This window comes from Arthrobacter sp. ZGTC412 (assembly GCF_002929215.1).
In the GTDB taxonomy this organism is placed as follows: Bacteria; Actinomycetota; Actinomycetes; order Actinomycetales; family Micrococcaceae; genus Arthrobacter.
Window position 1 is genome coordinate 42,618 of the sequence record NZ_PJII01000026.1, and the last position, 17,561, is coordinate 60,178.

Consider the following 17,561-nt stretch of genomic DNA (forward strand, 5'->3'; position numbering starts at 1 on the left):
TAACCCACAACCCAGGGAAAAGGAAAAACAATGATGTTGAACCGAAAAAACACCGGCAGACGAGCGCAACTGGCCCCGCTGATGGCCATCACGGCGGCCGCAGCCATGGCCCTGACGGCCTGCGGCGGAGGCTCCGGAACAACGGGGGAGACCTCCGCCGCGGTGCAGGAGCAGAAGATCACGTTCATCCCCAAACAGCTCAACAACCCATACACCGACGTCGTCCTCGGCGGCGGTAAGGACGGCTCGCAGGAAGCAGGGTTTGCTTCCTCCCAGGTGGTGGGCCCCCTCGAAGCGTCGGCCTCCAGCCAGGTCTCGTTTATCAACGCCGAAACCCAGGCCGGCACCAACGTCATCGTTATCGCCGCCAACGATCCCGACGCCGTCTGCACGGCTTTGGGCGAGGCCCGCTCAGCCGGTGCCAAGATCGTCGCGTTCGACTCCGACGCCAACCCCGACTGCCGTGATGTGTTCATCAGCCAGGTGGTGGCCAAGGAAGTGGCCCTGATCCAGACGAAGCTGATCGCGGAGCAGATCGGCGGTTCCGGTGAAATCGCCATCCTGTCCGCCACGGCAAACGCCACCAACCAGAACGAGTGGATCAAGTTCATGGAGGAGGATCTGGCCTCCAACCCGGCCTACAAGGACATCAAGCTGGTGGCAAAGGTCTACGGCGACGACGACGACACCAAGTCGTTCCAGGAAGCGCAGGGCCTGCTGCAGGCACACCCGAACCTGAAGGGCATCATTTCGCCCACCACCGTTGGTATCGCCGCCACCGCCCGGTACCTTTCCACCTCGGCGTACAAGGGCAAGGTGGCGCTGACCGGGCTGGGGCTGCCCAACGAGATGCGGCCGTTCGTCAAGGACGGCACCGTCAAGGAGTTTGCGCTCTGGGATCCCGCCCAGCTCGGATACGTCGCGGCATTCGCCGGCAAGGCCCTGGTGGAAGGAAAGATCACCGGCGCCCCGGGCGACAAATTCACCGCAGGGGAGCTGGGCGACCGGACGGTTGAAGAAGGCGGCGTGGTGATTGTTGGCCCGCCGACCGTCTTCAATGCCCAGAACATCGACCAGTACGACTTCTAGCACGGCACGGCGCAGGCCGGGCGGGCCCTGTCCGCCCGGCCTTCCGTGCTTGGCGGTGGATCAAGCCTCAGGAATGAAAGGTCAGCATGTCGCCCACCACGAGGAACGCTGAAACCCTGTTGGAGCCCCACCGGCGCCGGCCCACCCGGATCGGCCTGGTTTCCGGAGGGCTGGGTGCCTACTGGCCCCAGTTCCCCGGACTCCTGCCGCAGCTGGAGGAATCAGCCCGGTACGTCACCTCGCGCTTCAAGGAGCTGGACGCGGAGGTGGTGGATGCAGGATTCATCTCTGATGCCACCCAGGCCGTTGCGGCGGGGGAGAAGCTTCGGCAGGCTGACTGCGATCTGATCGTCATCTTCCTGGCCACGTACCTGACCTCCTCCATGGTTCTGCCCGTGGCACAGCGCTCCGGAAGTCCGGTGCTGGTGATCGATCTCCAGCCCACGGAGGCGATGGACCACGCGAACTTTGATACGGGCGCCTGGCTCGCCTACTGCGGCCAATGCCCGGTGCCGGAGGTAGCGAACGTCTTCCGCCGCGCGGGGATCGACTTTCGGTCCGTCTCGGGGCATTTGAAGCAGGAATCCGCCTGGGAACGGATCAACCAGTGGGTCCACGCCGCGGGCGTTCGCGCCAGGCTTCGGAACGCGCGGCACGGCCTGATGGGGCACCTGTATCCGGGCATGCTGGACGTAGCCACCGACCTTACCACCGTCTCCACCACCTTCGGATCGCACGTGGAAGTGCTTGAGTTCGACGACCTGCGTGAGCGCGTCAAGGCGGTGACCGACGCCGAGGTGTCCGAGCGGCTTGCGCTGGCACGGGAGCTGTTTTTGCTCGATGAGTCCGTCAATGACGACGACTTCGCTTGGGGTGCCAGGGTCTCGGTGGGCCTGGACCGGCTTGTGGCGGACTTCGACCTGGACTCGGTGGCCTACTACCACCGGGGACTTGCAGGGGAACAGCACGAGCGGCTGGGCGCCGGGATGATCCTGGGCTCCTCTATCCTCACCGCACGCGGAATTCCCATGGCGGGCGAGTACGAGCTGCGGACCTCCATCGCCATGCTGGCAGCCCAGGCCATCGGCGCCGGCGGTTCCTTTACTGAAATCCAGGCCCTCAACTTTTTCGACAACGTGGTGGAAATGGGGCACGACGGGCCCGCGCACCTTGCCGTCTCCTCAAAAGATCCGCTCCTGCGCGGCCTCGGCATCTATCACGGCAAGCGCGGCTGGGGGGTCTCGGTGGAGTTCGACGTCCAGCCCGGGCCGGTCACCACCTTCGCTGTTGGCCAGGACCCCGGTGGCAGCTACGTCTTCGTCACGTCGGAAGGGGAAGTGGTTCCGGGCCCGCTGCTGGCCATCGGAAACACCACCTCACGCGTGGACTTCGGCGGCAACCCCGGCCTGTGGGTTGACCAGTGGAGCCAGACCGGAACCGGCCACCACTGGGCCCTGTGCTTGGGACACCGCGCGGCCGACATCAAGGCTGCCGCATCCCTTTTAGGCCTCGAACACCGCCATGTGTCACTCCGGTGAAGCCGTAAATTTTTTCCGGGCAAAGCTGCTGGTGAACGGGTGGTCGGGGCTCCGGCACGAAAAAAATTTACTAAGCAGGCTTTCCTTTTGATGCTAAGCATGCTTACGGTATGGGGGCAGCTAGCGCACAGCCTTCAGCAGAGGGGGCGGAGGCCGAGTACCGGACAACCGGTGCCGGAACATCCAATTGCTAGCTAATGCCCAGCGCAACGACACATCCAAGGAGACGTCATGCTCAACAGGGAAAACATTGAAGGCCTGCTCCACAAGGGCGGCAACGTCATCGGTTCCGATGGCGAGAAGATCGGCTCGATCGGCCAGCTGTACGCAGACGACGACACGGGCGAGCCCACATGGGTCACCGTCAAGACGGGACTTTTCGGGTCTTCCCAGTCCTTTGTCCCCGTTGAAGGCGCGCACAACCAGGGCGACGACCTGGTTGTGCCATTCAGCAAGGAGCACGTCAAGGACGCCCCGCGCGTCGACGTCGACGGCCACCTCACCCCTGAGGAAGAGGACCGGCTGTACGCATACTACGAGCGCGGTGCCCAGACCTACTCGGACAGCAAGAACGACGTGGACCTGCAGGGTGACTCCGACCTGAACGCCGGCACGCCCAACGCAGGCACCGCTGGCTACGCCTCCGGCACCGGCACCGGCACCGCAGGCTACTCCTCCGACCGCGACACGGTGGGCCACGACACCTCCGGTCCCACCACCGATGACGCCATGACCCGCTCGGAGGAGCAGCTCCGCGTCGGCACCGAGCGCGAAGCTGCCGGCCGGGCCAGGCTCCGGAAGTACGTCACCACGGAAAACGTCACCACGACGGTTCCTGTGCAGCGCGAAGAGGTCCGCCTGGAGCGGGAGCCCATCACGGACGCCAACCGCGGCGCGGCCCTTGACGGTCCGGACATCAGCGAAGAAGAGCACGAGGTGATCCTGCACGAGGAGCGCCCCGTGGTGCAGAAGGAAGCGGTCCCGGTAGAGCGCGTCCGCCTGGACAAGGACGTTGTGCAGGAAGACGTAACGGTCACTGAGGAAGTCCGCAAGGAGCACATCGAAGCTGATGGCGACGGCGTCGAAGGCACGCGCCGCTGATCCTCGCCGCTAGTGTGCTGCTGAAGCGCCGCTGAACGGACCGGCGCTGACGCAACCGCGCAGCAAACGACGCCGGGAGTCCACTTGGGGGCTCCCGGCGTCGTGGTGCATGCGGAACTTTCCAACTTGCCGGGCCAGCCTGCTGCTGGTGCGGGCGGGCCGCGGAGATGCTGGTGCAGCCACGCAGGAAGCGGCGACTGCACCAGCCAGTAGGACGAATATCTTCAGAACTTAAGGTTCTTTTCTCATTCGCGGCTCCTGTTTCCCGGGTTACGGATTCCGGGCTATGTCCTGTCGGCCGTCATATTCCTCGAGAACAGCCAGCCGGCAACAATCATCACGATGCCCAGCACCAGGTGGGTCCAGTTGTCCATCATGTTCAGCGACAGGAAATTGGCCGCCGAATCCACTCCGACAATGAGCCCGAAGATAGCCAGGACGATGTACAGCGCACCGGCTCCCAGAAGGAAGTTCCGTGCTCCATGTTCTGTGCGGGACATAGCCCAGCCGGTTGCACCGATTGCCAGTTGCACAATGTTGAGCAGCATGGACACCTGGAACAGCCCAAGGAACATGGCATGCGAAGCCGGTCCGAGGAACATCAGTTCGCTGTACTGCGTGGTGACGCCGGGGATGAAGCCCAGGACGCCCACCAGCATCAAAACAATTCCCAGGCCCATACCCACGTTCTGGATGTCTGCCCGTCCAAAGTGAACGCCGTGTGCATGAGGGGATGCGGTAGTCATTCTTTTGCCTCCAACCACTAACTGTGGACGGTTAAATTTTACGGCGGACCCATACGAAAAGCGCCGGTGCAAGGCCCTATTGAACGTGCAGGCAGCTCCGGGGTTGTGCCTGTCGGTCACGGGCCTGGCCGCAGCACCGTGACACCATGGACAACGATGAAACTGCGCGCTGATCAGACCGGAGACCGTGGCCTTCCCATGCCCTTGTGGCTGCAGGGTGCCCTCGAAACGGCCCAGGCAGCCATGATCTCGGCACTGGTGGTGCTTGCTCCGATTCTTGCTGTCTGGGCTACCGCCGGATTCCAGGACGGCGCCGTCGACTTCCTTGCGCGCCTTGCCGGGCAGTCCTGGCTGCTGGTCCATGGCGTGCCCCTGGAACTTACTGCCGCAGGTTCGAATGCAGCCACCGCTTCCGGGGCGGGGCTGCTCACGCTTGTTCCGCTTGGCCTGACCTTGATCCCTTTCCTGCTGGCTTGGCGCGCAGGCCGGCGGCTGGCCCGGGCCTCCTATACGGATCAGCTCTGGCAAGCACTCCTCGGGTCCTGGGTGGTGTACTCGGCCTTCGGAGCGGCAACAGGCTTCATTTGCCGCACGCCCGACGTCGGCATCAATGCCTGGCATGCGATGTACATTCCCCTCATTCCCTACGCCCTGGGCATGGTGATCGGCGCGCGGCGTGAGGCGGGTTCCTGGAGCCGGCTGATCGGCGTCGACGCCGTGGACTGGATTTTCCGGACCAGCCAGCACTCCCGGTGGGCGGGGTCCTACCTCGCCTCTGCGGCGAAGGCCGGTTTTGTGGCCGTGCTTTCGGCCCTCTCGCTGGCCGCGGTGCTGCTGGCTGTTGATCTGTTCATCCACTGGAACCTGGTGGTTGCGGTCTATGAAGCGCTCGACGCCGGCGCGGTGGGAGGTGCCGCCCTCACCATTGCGCAGCTGGGCTTCCTGCCCAACCTCGTCGTCTTTGCGTTGGCCTGGACATCGGGTTCCGGGCTCGCCATGGGCGTCGGATCCCAGCTGGGCCCGCTGGGCACCGCCGTCGGTCCACTGCCTTCCGTGCCGGTACTCGCCGCCATCCCGTCCGGCCCCTTGGAGTACGCCTTCGTTGCCTTGATCGTCCCGGTGCTGGCCGGAGTCCTGGCCGGCTGGTGGTTCCTCCGCGAAGGGGAAAACCACTTCGACGAGTGGCTCGCCATCAAGATCCGCGCCCGCTGGTTCACGGCCACAGTTTCAACCCTGGTGCTCGGCGTGCTCTGTGGACTGGCTGCCGGGCTGCTGACCGCCTGCCTGGCGTGGCTGGCACGCGGCTCGGCCGGAATCGGACGCCTCACTGACATCGGACCCGACCCGTTCTGGACGGGAGTCTGGGTGGCAGCGGAAGTGGGTGCCGGCGTCGTCATCGGCTACGCGGCGGGACCCTGGCTGGAACGGGAGCACGCAGCAACGGAAGCGGACGCCGAACTGGTCCGGTAGTTTGCCGGAGCTGGCGTCTTTGGGCTGCCCTTAGGGGAGCTTCATGGCCCTAGGGGAGCTGCGAGGGCAGCGATCCTTCCAGCTGCACCCGGCACGCGGACTGCGCCTGGTCCGTCAGCGCCCGTCCAACACACGCCTGGTACTCGCGCACTTCATTGAAGAACAGCGATGTGACCAAGATCAGCAGGACCATGATCGCGGACACCACGAGACCCGATATGGTGCCGATAAGGACAAGGCGGGACTCCTTCAGCCGTGCCGCCCGGACCAGGAGCACCACGCCCAGGGCAATGCTGGCGGCGGTCAGGAGTGCTGTGAGCCAGAGGTAGCTGACGTCCAGCTGGTAGACAAAGAACGCCCCCAGTACGGTCACCACGAAGATCCGGAACAGGGTGTGGGTCTTGGCGAGCGAGGCCTTTGCTGCCTCGCTGAGCGGCTGTTTTGTGCGCTGCCGCCCAGCCGGTTCCGGTGTGGTGTTCATGTTTTCCAGCCTACGCGAGGCTGCCCATAAGCTAGTGCCATGCGTATCGTCGTCCTCGTTTCCGGAACCGGGTCCAACCTTCAGGCAGTCATTGACGCGGTTAAGGCGGGGGAACTGGACATCGAAATCGCCGCCGTCGGCGCCGACCGGCCGGGAACCTTCGGGGTGGAACGGTCCGCGGCGGCCGGCATCCCGACGTTCGTGGTGGACTTCAAGGCCTACCCGGACCGGGCTGACTGGAATGCCGCGTTGACCCAGGCCGTGGCCGGGTTCGAGCCGGATGTGGTGGTCTCCTCGGGGTTCATGCGCATCGTAAGCCCGGAGTTCATCGACGCGTTCAACGGCAAATACCTCAACACCCACCCGGCTTTGCTCCCGGCCTTCCCGGGAGCCCACGGTGTGAGGGACGCGATGGCGTACGGCGTGAAGGTCACCGGCTGCACTGTCCATTGGGCCGACGCCGGGGTGGACACCGGGCCCATCATTGCCCAGGAGGCAGTGGCCATCGAGGAGTCCGACACCGAGGAAACCCTGCACGAGCGGATCAAGGTAGTGGAGCGCCGGCTGCTGGTGTCCACCCTGGCAGCCCTGGCCGCCGCCCACCCCTCCGGCACCTGACCAGTTCCCACCCGAACCCGATGCCCGTCGCTGCGCAAGTGCCTTTTCGACCCGCAGGCTCCTAGGCGCACCTGAAATTTGGGGTGCCCAAAGGAACGCCCGTGTCGAAATCGAATGGGCGTGTCGACTGGCCTGCTAGTCGAGGCTGCGCTGCTTGGTCTCCGGGGAGAAGAACGCCATCCACAGCACGGCAAGAAGCACCAGGCCACCGGCCAAGGCGAAGGACGTTGCCAGGCCCAGCTCGGGCCAGAAGTAGTTCGCGAAAATGAGCGGCCCGAAGCCCGCGCCCAGCCGCGAGAACGTGGACGCCCACCCGAAGCCGGTGCCGCGCAGTTCGGTGGGGTACAGCTCGGAAACGTAGGCATAAAGCACGGGGATGGCCACCTGCACCACGAACCCGAACACCAGCAGCCAGAACACCGCCGCGGTGGGGATGTCCACCACGATCGCCACGATCACCAGGGTCAACGCAGACAAGGGCCCGGTGACGGCAAGGATCCATTTGCGGCCCACCCGCTCCACCAGCAGGGCCGCCACGACAACCCCCAACAGCCCAACGGCGGCCATGGACGCGGTGGTAACGAACGCCTTGTACTCGGCGAAGCCGGCGCCGATCAGGATCCGCGGCATCCAGGTAAGGGACAGGTAGTAGACCAGCAGGATCGAGAAAAACAGGGCCCAGGCCGTGGCCGTGATCTTCCAGTTGAACTGCCAGACCAGGCGCAGCTGATGCCAGGCGCTGCCGGCGGAGAGCCGCGGCACTTCCTTGGCGTCGGGCAGGCTGTAAACGCGGGCTTCGGCGCCGGTTGCCGCCACCAGATCATCAATGACCCTGGCCGCCTCTTCGCGCCGGCCCTTGCGGATCAGGAACAGCGGGGACTCCGGGACGCTCCGGCGGACCCAGAACACCAGGAGCGCCGGCAGGACCATCACCAGCATGGTCAGCCGCCAGTCTCCGTACAGGGCCACGAGCCCTGCTGACACAAAACCGGCCAGGGCGGCACCCACCGGCCACCAGCCGTCCATGGCCGTGAGCACCCTGCCGCGCTGCTTCCGGGGAGTGAACTCACCCACCAGCGCGTAGTCCACCGGGATGCAGCCGCCCAGGCCGAACCCCGCCATGAACCGGAACACACAGAACCAGATGAAGTCGGGGGAGAAGGCGCCAAACACGGTGAAAAGGGAGAAGATCAGCAGCGTGGCAGTGAACGCCTTTTTGCGTCCGATGGTGTCCGCGATGGTGCCCCAGACGAAAGCGCCCAGGGCCATCCCGATCAGGTTCGACGTGCCAACCCACGCCACCTCGCCGGGGGTAAGGGCCCAGTGCGTGGAGAGCAGCGGAATGAGGATGCCGTTCAGTGTCACGTCCCAGGCATCGAACATAAAACCAAGGCCGCCGATCAAAAAGATCCTGCCTTGGACTTTCCATCGCCAGGGCAGTTCCTGGACCACCTGCTCGCCGCTCGGCACAGTGGTGTAAGTATTCATTGCAGCCTCCTGCAAAGAACTTTAGCCGGGCCCGCTGGCGTTCACACGTCCGCCTGCACGGGGGCAAACTGCACTTCGCGATAAACTGGCCGTATCCCCACCAACCGCGGCACTGTTCCGCGACATAAGACGGAGACATTTGTGAGCTTCACGCAGCATGAGCGCGTATCCATTGACCGTGTTCCCATCCGCCGGGCCCTGATCTCGGTTTACGACAAGACCGGTCTGGAGGAGCTCGCCCAGGGCCTGCACGCAGCGGGAGTGAAGCTTGTTTCCACCGGGTCCACGGCCAAGAAGATCGCCGCCGCGGGTATCCCGGTCCAGGAGGTCGAGGAAGTCACCGGCTCGCCGGAAATGCTGGACGGCCGCGTCAAGACGTTGCACCCGCGCGTTCACGGCGGAATCCTGGCTGACCGTCGCGTCGAGGCGCACATGGAGACGCTGGTCAACATGGAGATCGAGCCTTTCGACCTGGTGGTGGTGAACCTTTACCCGTTCGTGGAAACCGTTAAGTCCGGCGCTGGACAGGACGACGTTGTCGAGCAGATCGACATCGGCGGCCCCGCCATGGTGCGCTCCGCCGCGAAGAACCATGCCGCCGTCGCCATCGTGGTGGACCCCTCCTTCTACGGCCAGGTAGTCACTGCAGCCGCTGAGGGTGGCTTTGACCTGAACACACGACGGCGGCTGGCCGCCAAGGCGTTCGCCCACACGGCGTCCTACGACAACGCCGTTGCCTCCTGGACCGCGAGCCAGTTCCTGGATGAAGACGGCGACGGCGTCATCGACTGGCCCGCCTACGCCGGCCTTTCGCTGGAACGCTCCGAGGTCCTGCGCTACGGCGAGAACCCGCACCAGCAGGCCGCCCTGTATGTGGACAAGGCAGCTCCGGCCGGCATCGCGCAGGCTGACCAGCTGCATGGCAAGGCTATGAGCTACAACAACTTCGTGGACGCCGACGCCGCCCTTCGCGCAGCCTACGATTTCGCCGAGCCCGCGGTGGCCATCATCAAGCACGCCAACCCCTGCGGCGTTGCCGTCGGTTCCGCGGATGCCGCTGATCCCATCGCCGATGCACACGCCAAGGCCCACGCCTGCGACCCCGTCTCGGCCTTCGGTGGTGTCATCGCTGCCAACCGCCCCGTGACCGCCGGCATGGCAAACACCGTCAAGGACATCTTCACCGAGGTTGTTATCGCCCCCGGCTTCGAACCTGAAGCCGTGGAAATCCTGTCCAAGAAGAAGAACATCCGCCTGCTCGCCCTGCCGGACGGCTACGGCCGCTACCCGTCGGAGATCCGCCAGGTATCCGGCGGCGTCCTGGTCCAGGTCGCGGACAAGGTCGATGCCGACGGCGACAACCCCGCTAACTGGACCCTTGCCGCCGGTGAAGCTGCGGACGAAAAGACCCTCGCGGACCTGGCTTTCGCTTGGACTGCCTGCCGCGCGGCCAAGTCCAACGCCATCCTGCTTGCCAAGGACGGCGCTGCCGTGGGCATCGGCATGGGCCAAGTCAACCGCCTGGACTCCTGCCGGCTGGCCGTGGAGCGGGCCAACACCTTGGGCGTCACGGTGGAGTCCGACGTCGAAGGAGCCGGCGGTGCCAGCAACACCGACGCGAGCGGCGCACCACAGCGGGCCAGCGGCGCCGTTGCAGCCTCTGACGCCTTCTTCCCGTTCGCTGACGGCCTGCAGATCCTGGTCGACGCCGGCGTCCGCGCCGTAGTCCAGCCCGGCGGTTCGGTGCGCGATGAGGAAGTCATTGCAGCAGCCAACGCGGCCGGCGTGACCATGTACTTCACGGGAGCGCGTCACTTCTTCCACTAGTCTCCACCGGTTCCCTGACCTCGCAAGCTCGGACAGGGAACCCTGCCGGCGTGGACCCGTATGGCGTGAAACAGCGACGGCGCCTGTCCCCTTGGTGGGGACAGGCGCCGTCTTTGTTTTCCAGGCGTCGCTAGGAAGCTTGTGCAATCATGTACGTCGCCCTAATGACCTTGCCCCAGGTAGGCCCGTACAGGACCTTGGAGCCCTTGTAGCCGTAGCTGTTGACCGAGTTCTGGAGTCCCTCCGGGCCGGAGCCAATAAACCACGGGCCGCCGGACGAGCCGCCGTTCATGTCGCAGGGAATGCCCTGTGTGCCGAACCCCGAGTTGATAATGTCCGGGGTTGCCGTGCCGGCGCAGCTCCTGAGGGTCACCCCAGTGAACGGACTCGATGCCGGGTAACCATAGGACGTGTAGTACTGCCCCGCACTTTCGTTGAAAGCTAGGCCCGAACCGCCAACCACGTCGGTCAGGAGCCGGTCGTTGTCGTTCGGGGCCATCACAGCGAAAGCGGTATCATACGCCATGTTGCCCTTGGATCGCCACTCGGTGGGTGCGTACAAGGCCCTGGCCGTCCAGGTGCCGTAGGGTGCCACCCCGTTTTCGTATGCCGGAGCAAATATGAAGTTCTCAGCCTCCTGCCCCAAGCCGTCCATGGCGCAGTGACCTGCTGTGGCCACGGTGCTTTGGTTTGCGGAGGCAACGGCGTTACCGGAGCAGACGTAGTTGGCGTTGCCCATGGTGAAGAAGACCTTGCCGATGTGGCTCACGGACGCTGGGGTTTCAGCCTTGGCGCGGGTGGCCTTGACCTTGCTGCTCTTGCCCTTCTCCACGGTGTCCACACTCGAACGGTTGCCGCGTTCGAGGGCCTTTTCGGCAAGAACCTCGCCTGAGACTGCCTGCCGCATCCGGTCGGCTGTCCAGTACTCGGCAACGCCGGTACTGTCCAGGACCGCGCTGACGACGGTGGGGTTGTTCTTCTCATCGGAGGCGGCGGGGGCAGCAGCGGCCCCGCCTGTCGAGCAGAGCGTCAAAGCGGCTGCTGCTGAGAGGCTTAGAAATCCGGAAACTAAGGACCTGGTGCGAATCATTGTTGTCCTGTCCTAACGGGGAGGGCCACGGGGAGGGCCAAGAGTGACGTGGCAAACATAACGCCGGATACAACATTGTAGATAGTAGCTGCGCATCGGCCAGTGCTTTCGTCTTTTCGGTACCCCGCAACTTCGGATAGGGGGGCCCTGATGCCCACCTTCGGGGGAAAGCACGGCGGCGGCAGCGGCACCCGGGCGCGTGACGCCGTCGTCCGTTCTCCATCGCTGTAATCCTGCCCAACGGCAGGGTAATCCACAAGCCCCAGTAGGGTTCAAACCCGTGTCCTCGGGTAGGTTATACATGGTGAAATAGACCGGATTTCATAATTAAGCCGACCTTCAGGGAGACGCCCGCGCATGTCCAAGATTATCTACACCCACACCGACGAAGCGCCGATGCTGGCTACCTATTCGTTCCTGCCCATCGTCGAGGCGTTCGCCTCGACAGCAGGTGTGGAGGTGGAGACCCGCGACATTTCGCTCGCCGGCCGCATCATCGCCGTCTTCGGTGACTACCTGACCCCTGAGCAGCAGATCGGTGACGCCCTTGCTGAACTCGGTGAGCTGGCGAAGACGCCGGAAGCCAACATCATCAAGCTGCCCAACATCAGTGCCTCCATCCCGCAGCTGAAGGCAGCCATTGCCGAGCTGCAGGGCCAGGGCTACGCCCTGCCGGACTACCCGGACAACCCGTCCTCTGATGAGGAGACGGCCGTCCGCTCCCGCTACGACAAGATCAAGGGCTCGGCAGTGAACCCGGTCCTGCGTGAGGGCAACTCGGACCGCCGCGCACCCCTGTCCGTCAAGAACTACGCCCGCCAGAACCCGCACTCCATGGGCGCCTGGACCGCCGATTCGAAGACCAATGTGGCCACCATGGGCCAGGATGACTTCCGCTCCAACGAGAAGTCCGTTGTCATCGGGTCCGAGGGCACCATCGCAATCCAGCTGGTCCGCGAAGACGGCTCGGTCAAGGTCCTGAAGAAGGCCTTCCCCGTGCTGGCCGGCGAGGTCATCGACGGCTCCGTGATGCGCGCTGCAGCCCTGGACGAGTTCCTGAAGGCACAGGTGGCCCGCGCAAAGGAGGAGGGCATCCTCTTCTCCGCCCACCTCAAGGCCACCATGATGAAGGTCTCGGACCCCATCATCTTCGGCCACGTGGTCAAGGCCTACTTCTCCGAGCTCTTCGACACCTACGGCAAGCAGCTCGCCGCCGCGGGGATCAGCCCCAACAACGGCCTCGCCGCCATCCTCAGCAGCCTCGAAGAACTGCCGGAAGACGTTCGTGAAGGCGTCCAGAACCTCATCAAAAAGGGCCTCGAAGAGGGCCCCGCCCTGGCTATGGTGGACTCGGACAAGGGCATCACCACCCTGAACGTCCCCAGCGACGTCATCGTGGACGCGTCCATGCCCGCCATGATCCGCAGCTCCGGCCACATGTGGGGCCCGGACGGCAAGGAAGCCGACACGCTCGCCGTGCTGCCCGACAGTTCCTACGCCGGCATCTACCAGGTGGTTCTCGATGACTGCCGCGCGAACGGCGCCTACGATCCCACCACCATGGGAACCGTGCCGAACGTGGGCCTCATGGCGCAGGCCGCCGAGGAATACGGCAGCCACGACAAGACCTTCGAACTCCAGGAAGCCGGCACCATGCAGATTGTGGACGGCTCGGGCAACGTCCTGATCGAACACCAAGTCTCCGAGGGTGACATCTGGCGCGCCTGCCAGACCAAGGACCTGCCCATCCGCGACTGGGTCAAGCTCGCCGTCACCCGCGCCCGCGCTTCCCAGACCCCGGCTGTGTTCTGGCTGGACGAGGAGCGCGCCCACGACGCCAACCTCATCACCAAGGTCAACGAGTACCTCAAGGACCACGACACTGAGGGCCTGGACATCCGGATCATGTCTCCGGTGAAGGCCATCGCGTTCACCCTGGACCGCATCCGCAAGGGCGAGGACACCATCTCGGTTTCCGGCAACGTCCTCCGCGATTACCTCACGGACCTGTTCCCCATCCTGGAACTGGGCACCAGCGCCAAGATGCTCTCCGTGGTTCCGCTCATGAACGGCGGCGGGCTCTTCGAGACCGGCGCCGGCGGATCCGCCCCTAAGCACGTCCAGCAGCTGCTCAAGGAGAACCACCTGCGCTGGGACAGCCTGGGTGAGTTCCTGGCCCTTGCCGTGAGCTTCGAGCACCTGGCCACCACCACGGGCAACGCCCGCGCCCAGGTCCTGGCCGACACCCTGGACCGCGCCACCGGCACCTTCCTGCTGGAGAACAAGTCGCCCAGCCGCCGTGCAGGCGAGTTGGACAACCGTGGCAGCCACTACTTCCTGGCCCGCTACTGGGCCGAGGAACTGGCCAAGCAGACGGACGACGCCGAACTGGCCGTCTCGTTCAGCTCCGTTGCCGAGGAGCTTTCCTCCAAGGAGGAGACCATCGTGGGCGAGCTGGCTGAAGTCCAGGGCTCCCCGGTGGACGTCGGAGGCTACTACAACCCGGACGACGCGAAGGCTTCGGCCGTGATGCGCCCGTCCGCCACGCTGAACAAGGTTCTCGCCACCCTGAGCTAAGGCACGGCTGCGTCAGCAGCTGGACAGGCAACGCGAGAGAGGCGGTGCCCCGGGATCATTTCCGGGGACCGCCTCTTTTTTGTGGCATGAACTAAGGGTCGCCCTCAACTGACGAGCCGTCGTCGCGCGCATATAGCCCGGCGTTAGTCTTTGCCTTTGCCGGCTGCGGATTTCGCGTCTTCTGCTGCTTTGGCGGCGGCTGCAACAGCGTCTTCCAGGTCGGCGCGGACGGCAGCCGCGATGGTAGTAATAGTCTGGCGCCGCTCCTCGGAAATCTGACCCTTGCCCTGGGCCGCAGCGAGCTCTGCCTCGAGGCCTGCCAGGGCTTTGATTGCTGTGGCGGGATCATTCTTTGAGGAAGCCTCACTGACTTCCAAGACCCGCGCCTGGAGCTGCCGGGAAGCGGCTGGCTGCAAGCCGGTGTCGCTGGGACCGCAGCCAGCCAAGAGCCCCGCCGCCGAAACGGCAGCCATGCACGTCGTTACAAGCCGTAACCGGGGGCCGCTCGAATTGCCCCGCAGTTTCAGGCTCACGGCTCCACGCTCTTCTGGAGCTCCTCCAGGTGGTCACCAAGCACGCCGGTCACCGTGGGATAGGGCACGACGTCGGTCGTGGACTGGGTGGACAGGCTGGCCATCACGGCCGCTACGGCTGCAGCGATCACCACAACCCCAAGAAGCACTGCCAGCCACAAGTTCCGGCGTCGCGATCCTGAGGACCGCTCCTTCTTGGGCTGCCCGCCCTTCAGCCGTTGTCCAAGGGCGGCCGGCGAAACCTCGCCTGCTGGCCCTGCTGCCTCACGCAGTTCATCCACCGACTCCTCAGCAGTGATGGAGGGCGGGTGGAACGGCATTGCAGGCAGGACCCTCGTGGTTTCCGGAACGAGTTCTCCGGGGGTTGACGCGGGGGACACCAGTGCCTGCCTGAGGGCGGTCTCGATGTCCGCGGCGGCGGGGCGCTCCAAAGGTTCGATGGCTGTCATGGACCGAACCAGGTCAGCCCACTCGGACGGCAAGTCCTCGGGGATTTCCGGCGCACGGTGCAGGCGCGCCACGGCCGACTCAACTGCGCCGCCCGGATATTCGATCGTGCCCTTGATGCATTCAAGGAGCACAAGCCCGAGGGAGTAAATGTCCGAGGCGGAGGAGAGGGGCTGGCCCAGTGCCTGCTCAGGGCTGAGGTAAGCGGCCGTGCCCACCATTGTTCCCGTGGCCGTCAGTCGGGTGGCGTCCACGATCCGGGCAATACCGAAGTCCGTGAGTTTCGGGCGCAGCGGCTCCCCGGGGCGGATCTGCACCAGCAGGATATTGGCGGGCTTGATGTCGCGGTGGATGATCCCGAGACCGTGGACATACGCCAGCGCGTCGGCGATGCCTGCCCCGATTACGGCAAGTTCCTCCAGCGGGACGCGGCTATGCCGGATCCGCGTGCGCAGATCCTGGCCGTCCACAAGTTCCATGGTGAGAAAAGGCCGAGGCTCGTCAGGGATGCGGTCATCGATCCCGGCGTCGAAAAGAGTGACCAACCCCGGATGGTTGAGCGTCGCCAGGAGCTGGATTTCCGCTTCCTGCCGCTTCAATTCGTCGGCGTCCGGAGCCTGCGGGGCAAAGAGCTTCAGGGCCACATCGCGGCCCAGGTTCTCGTCCCGGGCACAGTAAACCGATGACATTCCACCGCGGCCAATAACTTCGCCCAACCGATAACGTCCGCCGACCACTTCATTCTTGATGGAGCTAGGCGATTCCGCCACCATGACCCGTTCCTCCCGGTGCGCTGCGGCACTGTCGTACATCAAATTATACGGGCGGTGGAGTAAACGGACGATTGGCTTGGCTTCTGTTCTGTGACACGCCGAGGGCCCGGCGGCGAAACCGTGTGTGGGTTTCGCTGCCGGACCATCGGCCACAGGGACATGTGTGCTGATGACATGTTTGGTGTGTTTGGTGTGGTGTGTTGGTTTTGTGTTGTGTGGGGTCCTCCTTCCGCTCAGCCTGCTTGTTGCAGCCGCTTCAGGCGCATGGTGCAGGCACGGTCAGCAACCGTTCGGTGTCCTAGGAGACCTTGCGCTTGCGGAGCATCAGGAGGATTCCTGCTGCCAGGAGCAACAGGGCCAGCGGGACCAGGGAGGCGTCCACGCCGGTGTTGGCCAGGGCGTTGGCGCCCTGGGGGGTGCCTGCCTGGGCGGGGGTGCTGCGGGGTGTGGTGTCCAGGGCGATGGCGCCGCTCACTGCGGTGGAACCGGCCGGTGCTGCGGAGAAGCCGCCGGTGCCTGCGGTGCCGGTGTCAGAACCGGTTTTTGTGCCCGTAGTGCCGGAGTTAGAACCGGTGTCGGTGCCGGAGTCAGAACCGTTGCCAATGTCGGTGCCCGTGCCGGGGCCGGGGGTGTTTGTGCCCGGGGTGTTGGTTCCGGGGGTGTTGGTGTCGGGGTCTTCGGTGCCGGTGCCTCCCGTGTTGCCGTCACCGGGGGTTTCGGTGCCCGGGGTTTCCGTGCCGGGGGTCTCGGAGCCCGGTGCGCCGGTGCCGGGGTTCTCCGTGCCATTGCCGTCACGGCCCAGGCCCAAGCCCAGATCCAGGTCCAGGTCGGCAACCAGTCCACCGGTGTTACCGCCGGTGCTGCCGGTGCCGATACCGACCACTGCATCTACTACGGCGCTGAGTCCGCCGGTGGTGCCACCGGTACCACTGCCGCCAAGATTAACGCCGACGACTGCATCAACCAGTGCGTCGGCTCCACCGGTGGGGAGCCCGTCGGTGACACCGTTGGTGCCGCCAAGGCTGACGCCCACAAGCGCATCCAAGCCGTCCGTGCTGACTCCATTCGTGGTGCCGTTGGTGCCGCCGAGGCTGACGTCCACAAGGGCATCCAGGCCGTCGGTGGTGAGCCCATCAGCAGCGCCGTTGGTGCCGCCGAGGCTGACGTCAACGAGGGCGTCCAGGCCGTCGGTGGTGACCCCATCAGCAGCGCCGTTGGTGCCACCGAGGCTGACGTCAACGAGGGCGTCCAGGCCGTCGGTGGTGACCCCATCAGCAGCGCCGTTCGTGCCGCCGAGGCTGACGTCAACGAGGGCGTCCAGGCCGTCGGTGCTGGCTCCGTTCGTGGTGCCGTTGGTGCCGCCGAGGCTGACGTCCACAAGCGCGTCCAAGCCATCGGTGGTAAGGCCATCAGCAGCGCCGTTGGTGCCACCGAGGTCAACCACTACGTCCGCGGCGGCTGCCAGGTCGGTTACGGCCGGGGCAGGTGCGCCGGTGACGGTGTTGCCCAGACCGAGGTCCACGACAGCTGCCGCGGCGAGATCCGCGGTGGTGGTCTGGCCGGTCCCGTTTCCAAGGTCAACCACGACGTCCGCGGCGGCTGCCAGGTCGGTCGCGGCCGGGGCCGGTGTGCCGGTGACGGTGTTGCCCAGACCGAGGTCCACGACAGCGGCCGCGGCGAGCTCCGGGGTGGTGGTCTGGCCGGTCCCGGTGACGGCTCCGAGGTCCACTGCGGCGTTGACTACGGCGGCGACGGCCGTTGACTCCGACGGCGTTGGGCCACC

At 65.1% G+C, this 17,561-nt stretch carries 14 protein-coding genes; 7 read left to right on the forward strand and 7 right to left on the reverse strand.

Going from position 1 to position 17,561, the window contains the following annotated elements:
* Nucleotides 1-30: 30 nt before the first annotated feature.
* From rhaS to CXQ88_RS20260, 3 genes are all read left to right on the forward strand, one after another.
* Nucleotides 31-1,089, forward strand: coding sequence for a rhamnose ABC transporter substrate-binding protein (gene rhaS, locus CXQ88_RS20250; protein ID WP_104045922.1), 1,059 nt, complete (start codon nt 31-33; stop codon nt 1,087-1,089).
* A gap of 86 nt (nt 1,090-1,175) precedes the next feature.
* On the forward strand, nt 1,176-2,627 hold the full coding sequence (locus tag CXQ88_RS20255) for an L-fucose/L-arabinose isomerase family protein (RefSeq protein WP_104045923.1): 1,452 nt from the start codon (nt 1,176-1,178) through the stop codon (nt 2,625-2,627).
* A 231-nt stretch (nt 2,628-2,858) separates the two neighbouring features.
* Nucleotides 2,859-3,728, forward strand: a complete 870-nt coding sequence (locus CXQ88_RS20260) for a DUF2382 domain-containing protein (RefSeq protein ID WP_104045924.1) — start codon at nt 2,859-2,861, stop codon at nt 3,726-3,728.
* A gap of 284 nt (nt 3,729-4,012) precedes the next feature.
* Here CXQ88_RS20260 and CXQ88_RS20265 read toward each other — a convergent pair whose 3' ends face one another.
* Entirely contained in the window at nt 4,013-4,474 is a 462-nt protein-coding gene (locus tag CXQ88_RS20265) for a DUF4383 domain-containing protein (RefSeq protein ID WP_104045925.1), read from the reverse strand.
* 156 nt (nt 4,475-4,630) lie between these two features.
* Between CXQ88_RS20265 and CXQ88_RS20270 the strand changes: the two genes are divergently transcribed.
* Nucleotides 4,631-5,944, forward strand: a complete 1,314-nt coding sequence (locus tag CXQ88_RS20270) for a cell division protein PerM (RefSeq protein ID WP_104045926.1) — start codon at nt 4,631-4,633, stop codon at nt 5,942-5,944.
* Nucleotides 5,945-5,993: 49 nt separating this feature from the next.
* Here CXQ88_RS20270 and CXQ88_RS20275 read toward each other — a convergent pair whose 3' ends face one another.
* Entirely contained in the window at nt 5,994-6,425 is a 432-nt protein-coding gene (locus tag CXQ88_RS20275; RefSeq protein ID WP_104045928.1) for a hypothetical protein, read from the reverse strand.
* A gap of 39 nt (nt 6,426-6,464) precedes the next feature.
* Between CXQ88_RS20275 and purN the strand changes: the two genes are divergently transcribed.
* Complete coding sequence (gene purN / locus CXQ88_RS20280; protein WP_104045930.1) at nt 6,465-7,043, forward strand: phosphoribosylglycinamide formyltransferase; 579 nt, start codon at nt 6,465-6,467, stop codon at nt 7,041-7,043.
* Nucleotides 7,044-7,178: 135 nt separating this feature from the next.
* Here purN and CXQ88_RS20285 read toward each other — a convergent pair whose 3' ends face one another.
* The gene (locus CXQ88_RS20285; RefSeq protein WP_104045931.1) at nt 7,179-8,531 is read right to left on the reverse strand and encodes an MFS transporter; all 1,353 of its coding nucleotides are present in this window, start codon (nt 8,529-8,531) and stop codon (nt 7,179-7,181) included.
* A gap of 141 nt (nt 8,532-8,672) precedes the next feature.
* On the opposite strand from CXQ88_RS20285, the gene purH reads away from it, so the two are divergent.
* Entirely contained in the window at nt 8,673-10,358 is a 1,686-nt protein-coding gene (purH, locus tag CXQ88_RS20290; protein ID WP_104045932.1) for a bifunctional phosphoribosylaminoimidazolecarboxamide formyltransferase/IMP cyclohydrolase, read from the forward strand.
* Between the two features lie 130 nt (nt 10,359-10,488).
* Here purH and CXQ88_RS20295 read toward each other — a convergent pair whose 3' ends face one another.
* Nucleotides 10,489-11,448, reverse strand: a complete 960-nt coding sequence (locus CXQ88_RS20295) for a trypsin-like serine peptidase (RefSeq protein ID WP_104045933.1) — start codon at nt 11,446-11,448, stop codon at nt 10,489-10,491.
* Nucleotides 11,449-11,805: 357 nt separating this feature from the next.
* Here CXQ88_RS20295 and CXQ88_RS20300 point away from each other — a divergent pair, with 357 nt between their 5' ends.
* Nucleotides 11,806-14,025, forward strand: a complete 2,220-nt coding sequence (locus CXQ88_RS20300; RefSeq protein WP_104045934.1) for an NADP-dependent isocitrate dehydrogenase — start codon at nt 11,806-11,808, stop codon at nt 14,023-14,025.
* 143 nt (nt 14,026-14,168) lie between these two features.
* Here CXQ88_RS20300 and CXQ88_RS20305 read toward each other — a convergent pair whose 3' ends face one another.
* The 3 genes from CXQ88_RS20305 to CXQ88_RS22020 form a co-directional block, all read right to left on the reverse strand.
* Nucleotides 14,169-14,498 carry an FIMAH domain-containing protein gene (locus CXQ88_RS20305; protein WP_181037621.1) on the reverse strand — a complete coding sequence of 110 codons (330 nt, stop codon included), beginning with the start codon at nt 14,496-14,498 and terminating at the stop codon, nt 14,169-14,171.
* A gap of 56 nt (nt 14,499-14,554) precedes the next feature.
* Nucleotides 14,555-15,778: a serine/threonine-protein kinase gene (locus CXQ88_RS20310; protein WP_104045935.1), complete on the reverse strand. Its 1,224-nt coding sequence runs from the start codon at nt 15,776-15,778 to the stop codon at nt 14,555-14,557.
* A gap of 298 nt (nt 15,779-16,076) precedes the next feature.
* Nucleotides 16,077-17,561: beta strand repeat-containing protein (locus CXQ88_RS22020; protein ID WP_181037622.1), on the reverse strand; the 1,485-nt coding region annotated here is incomplete at its 5' end.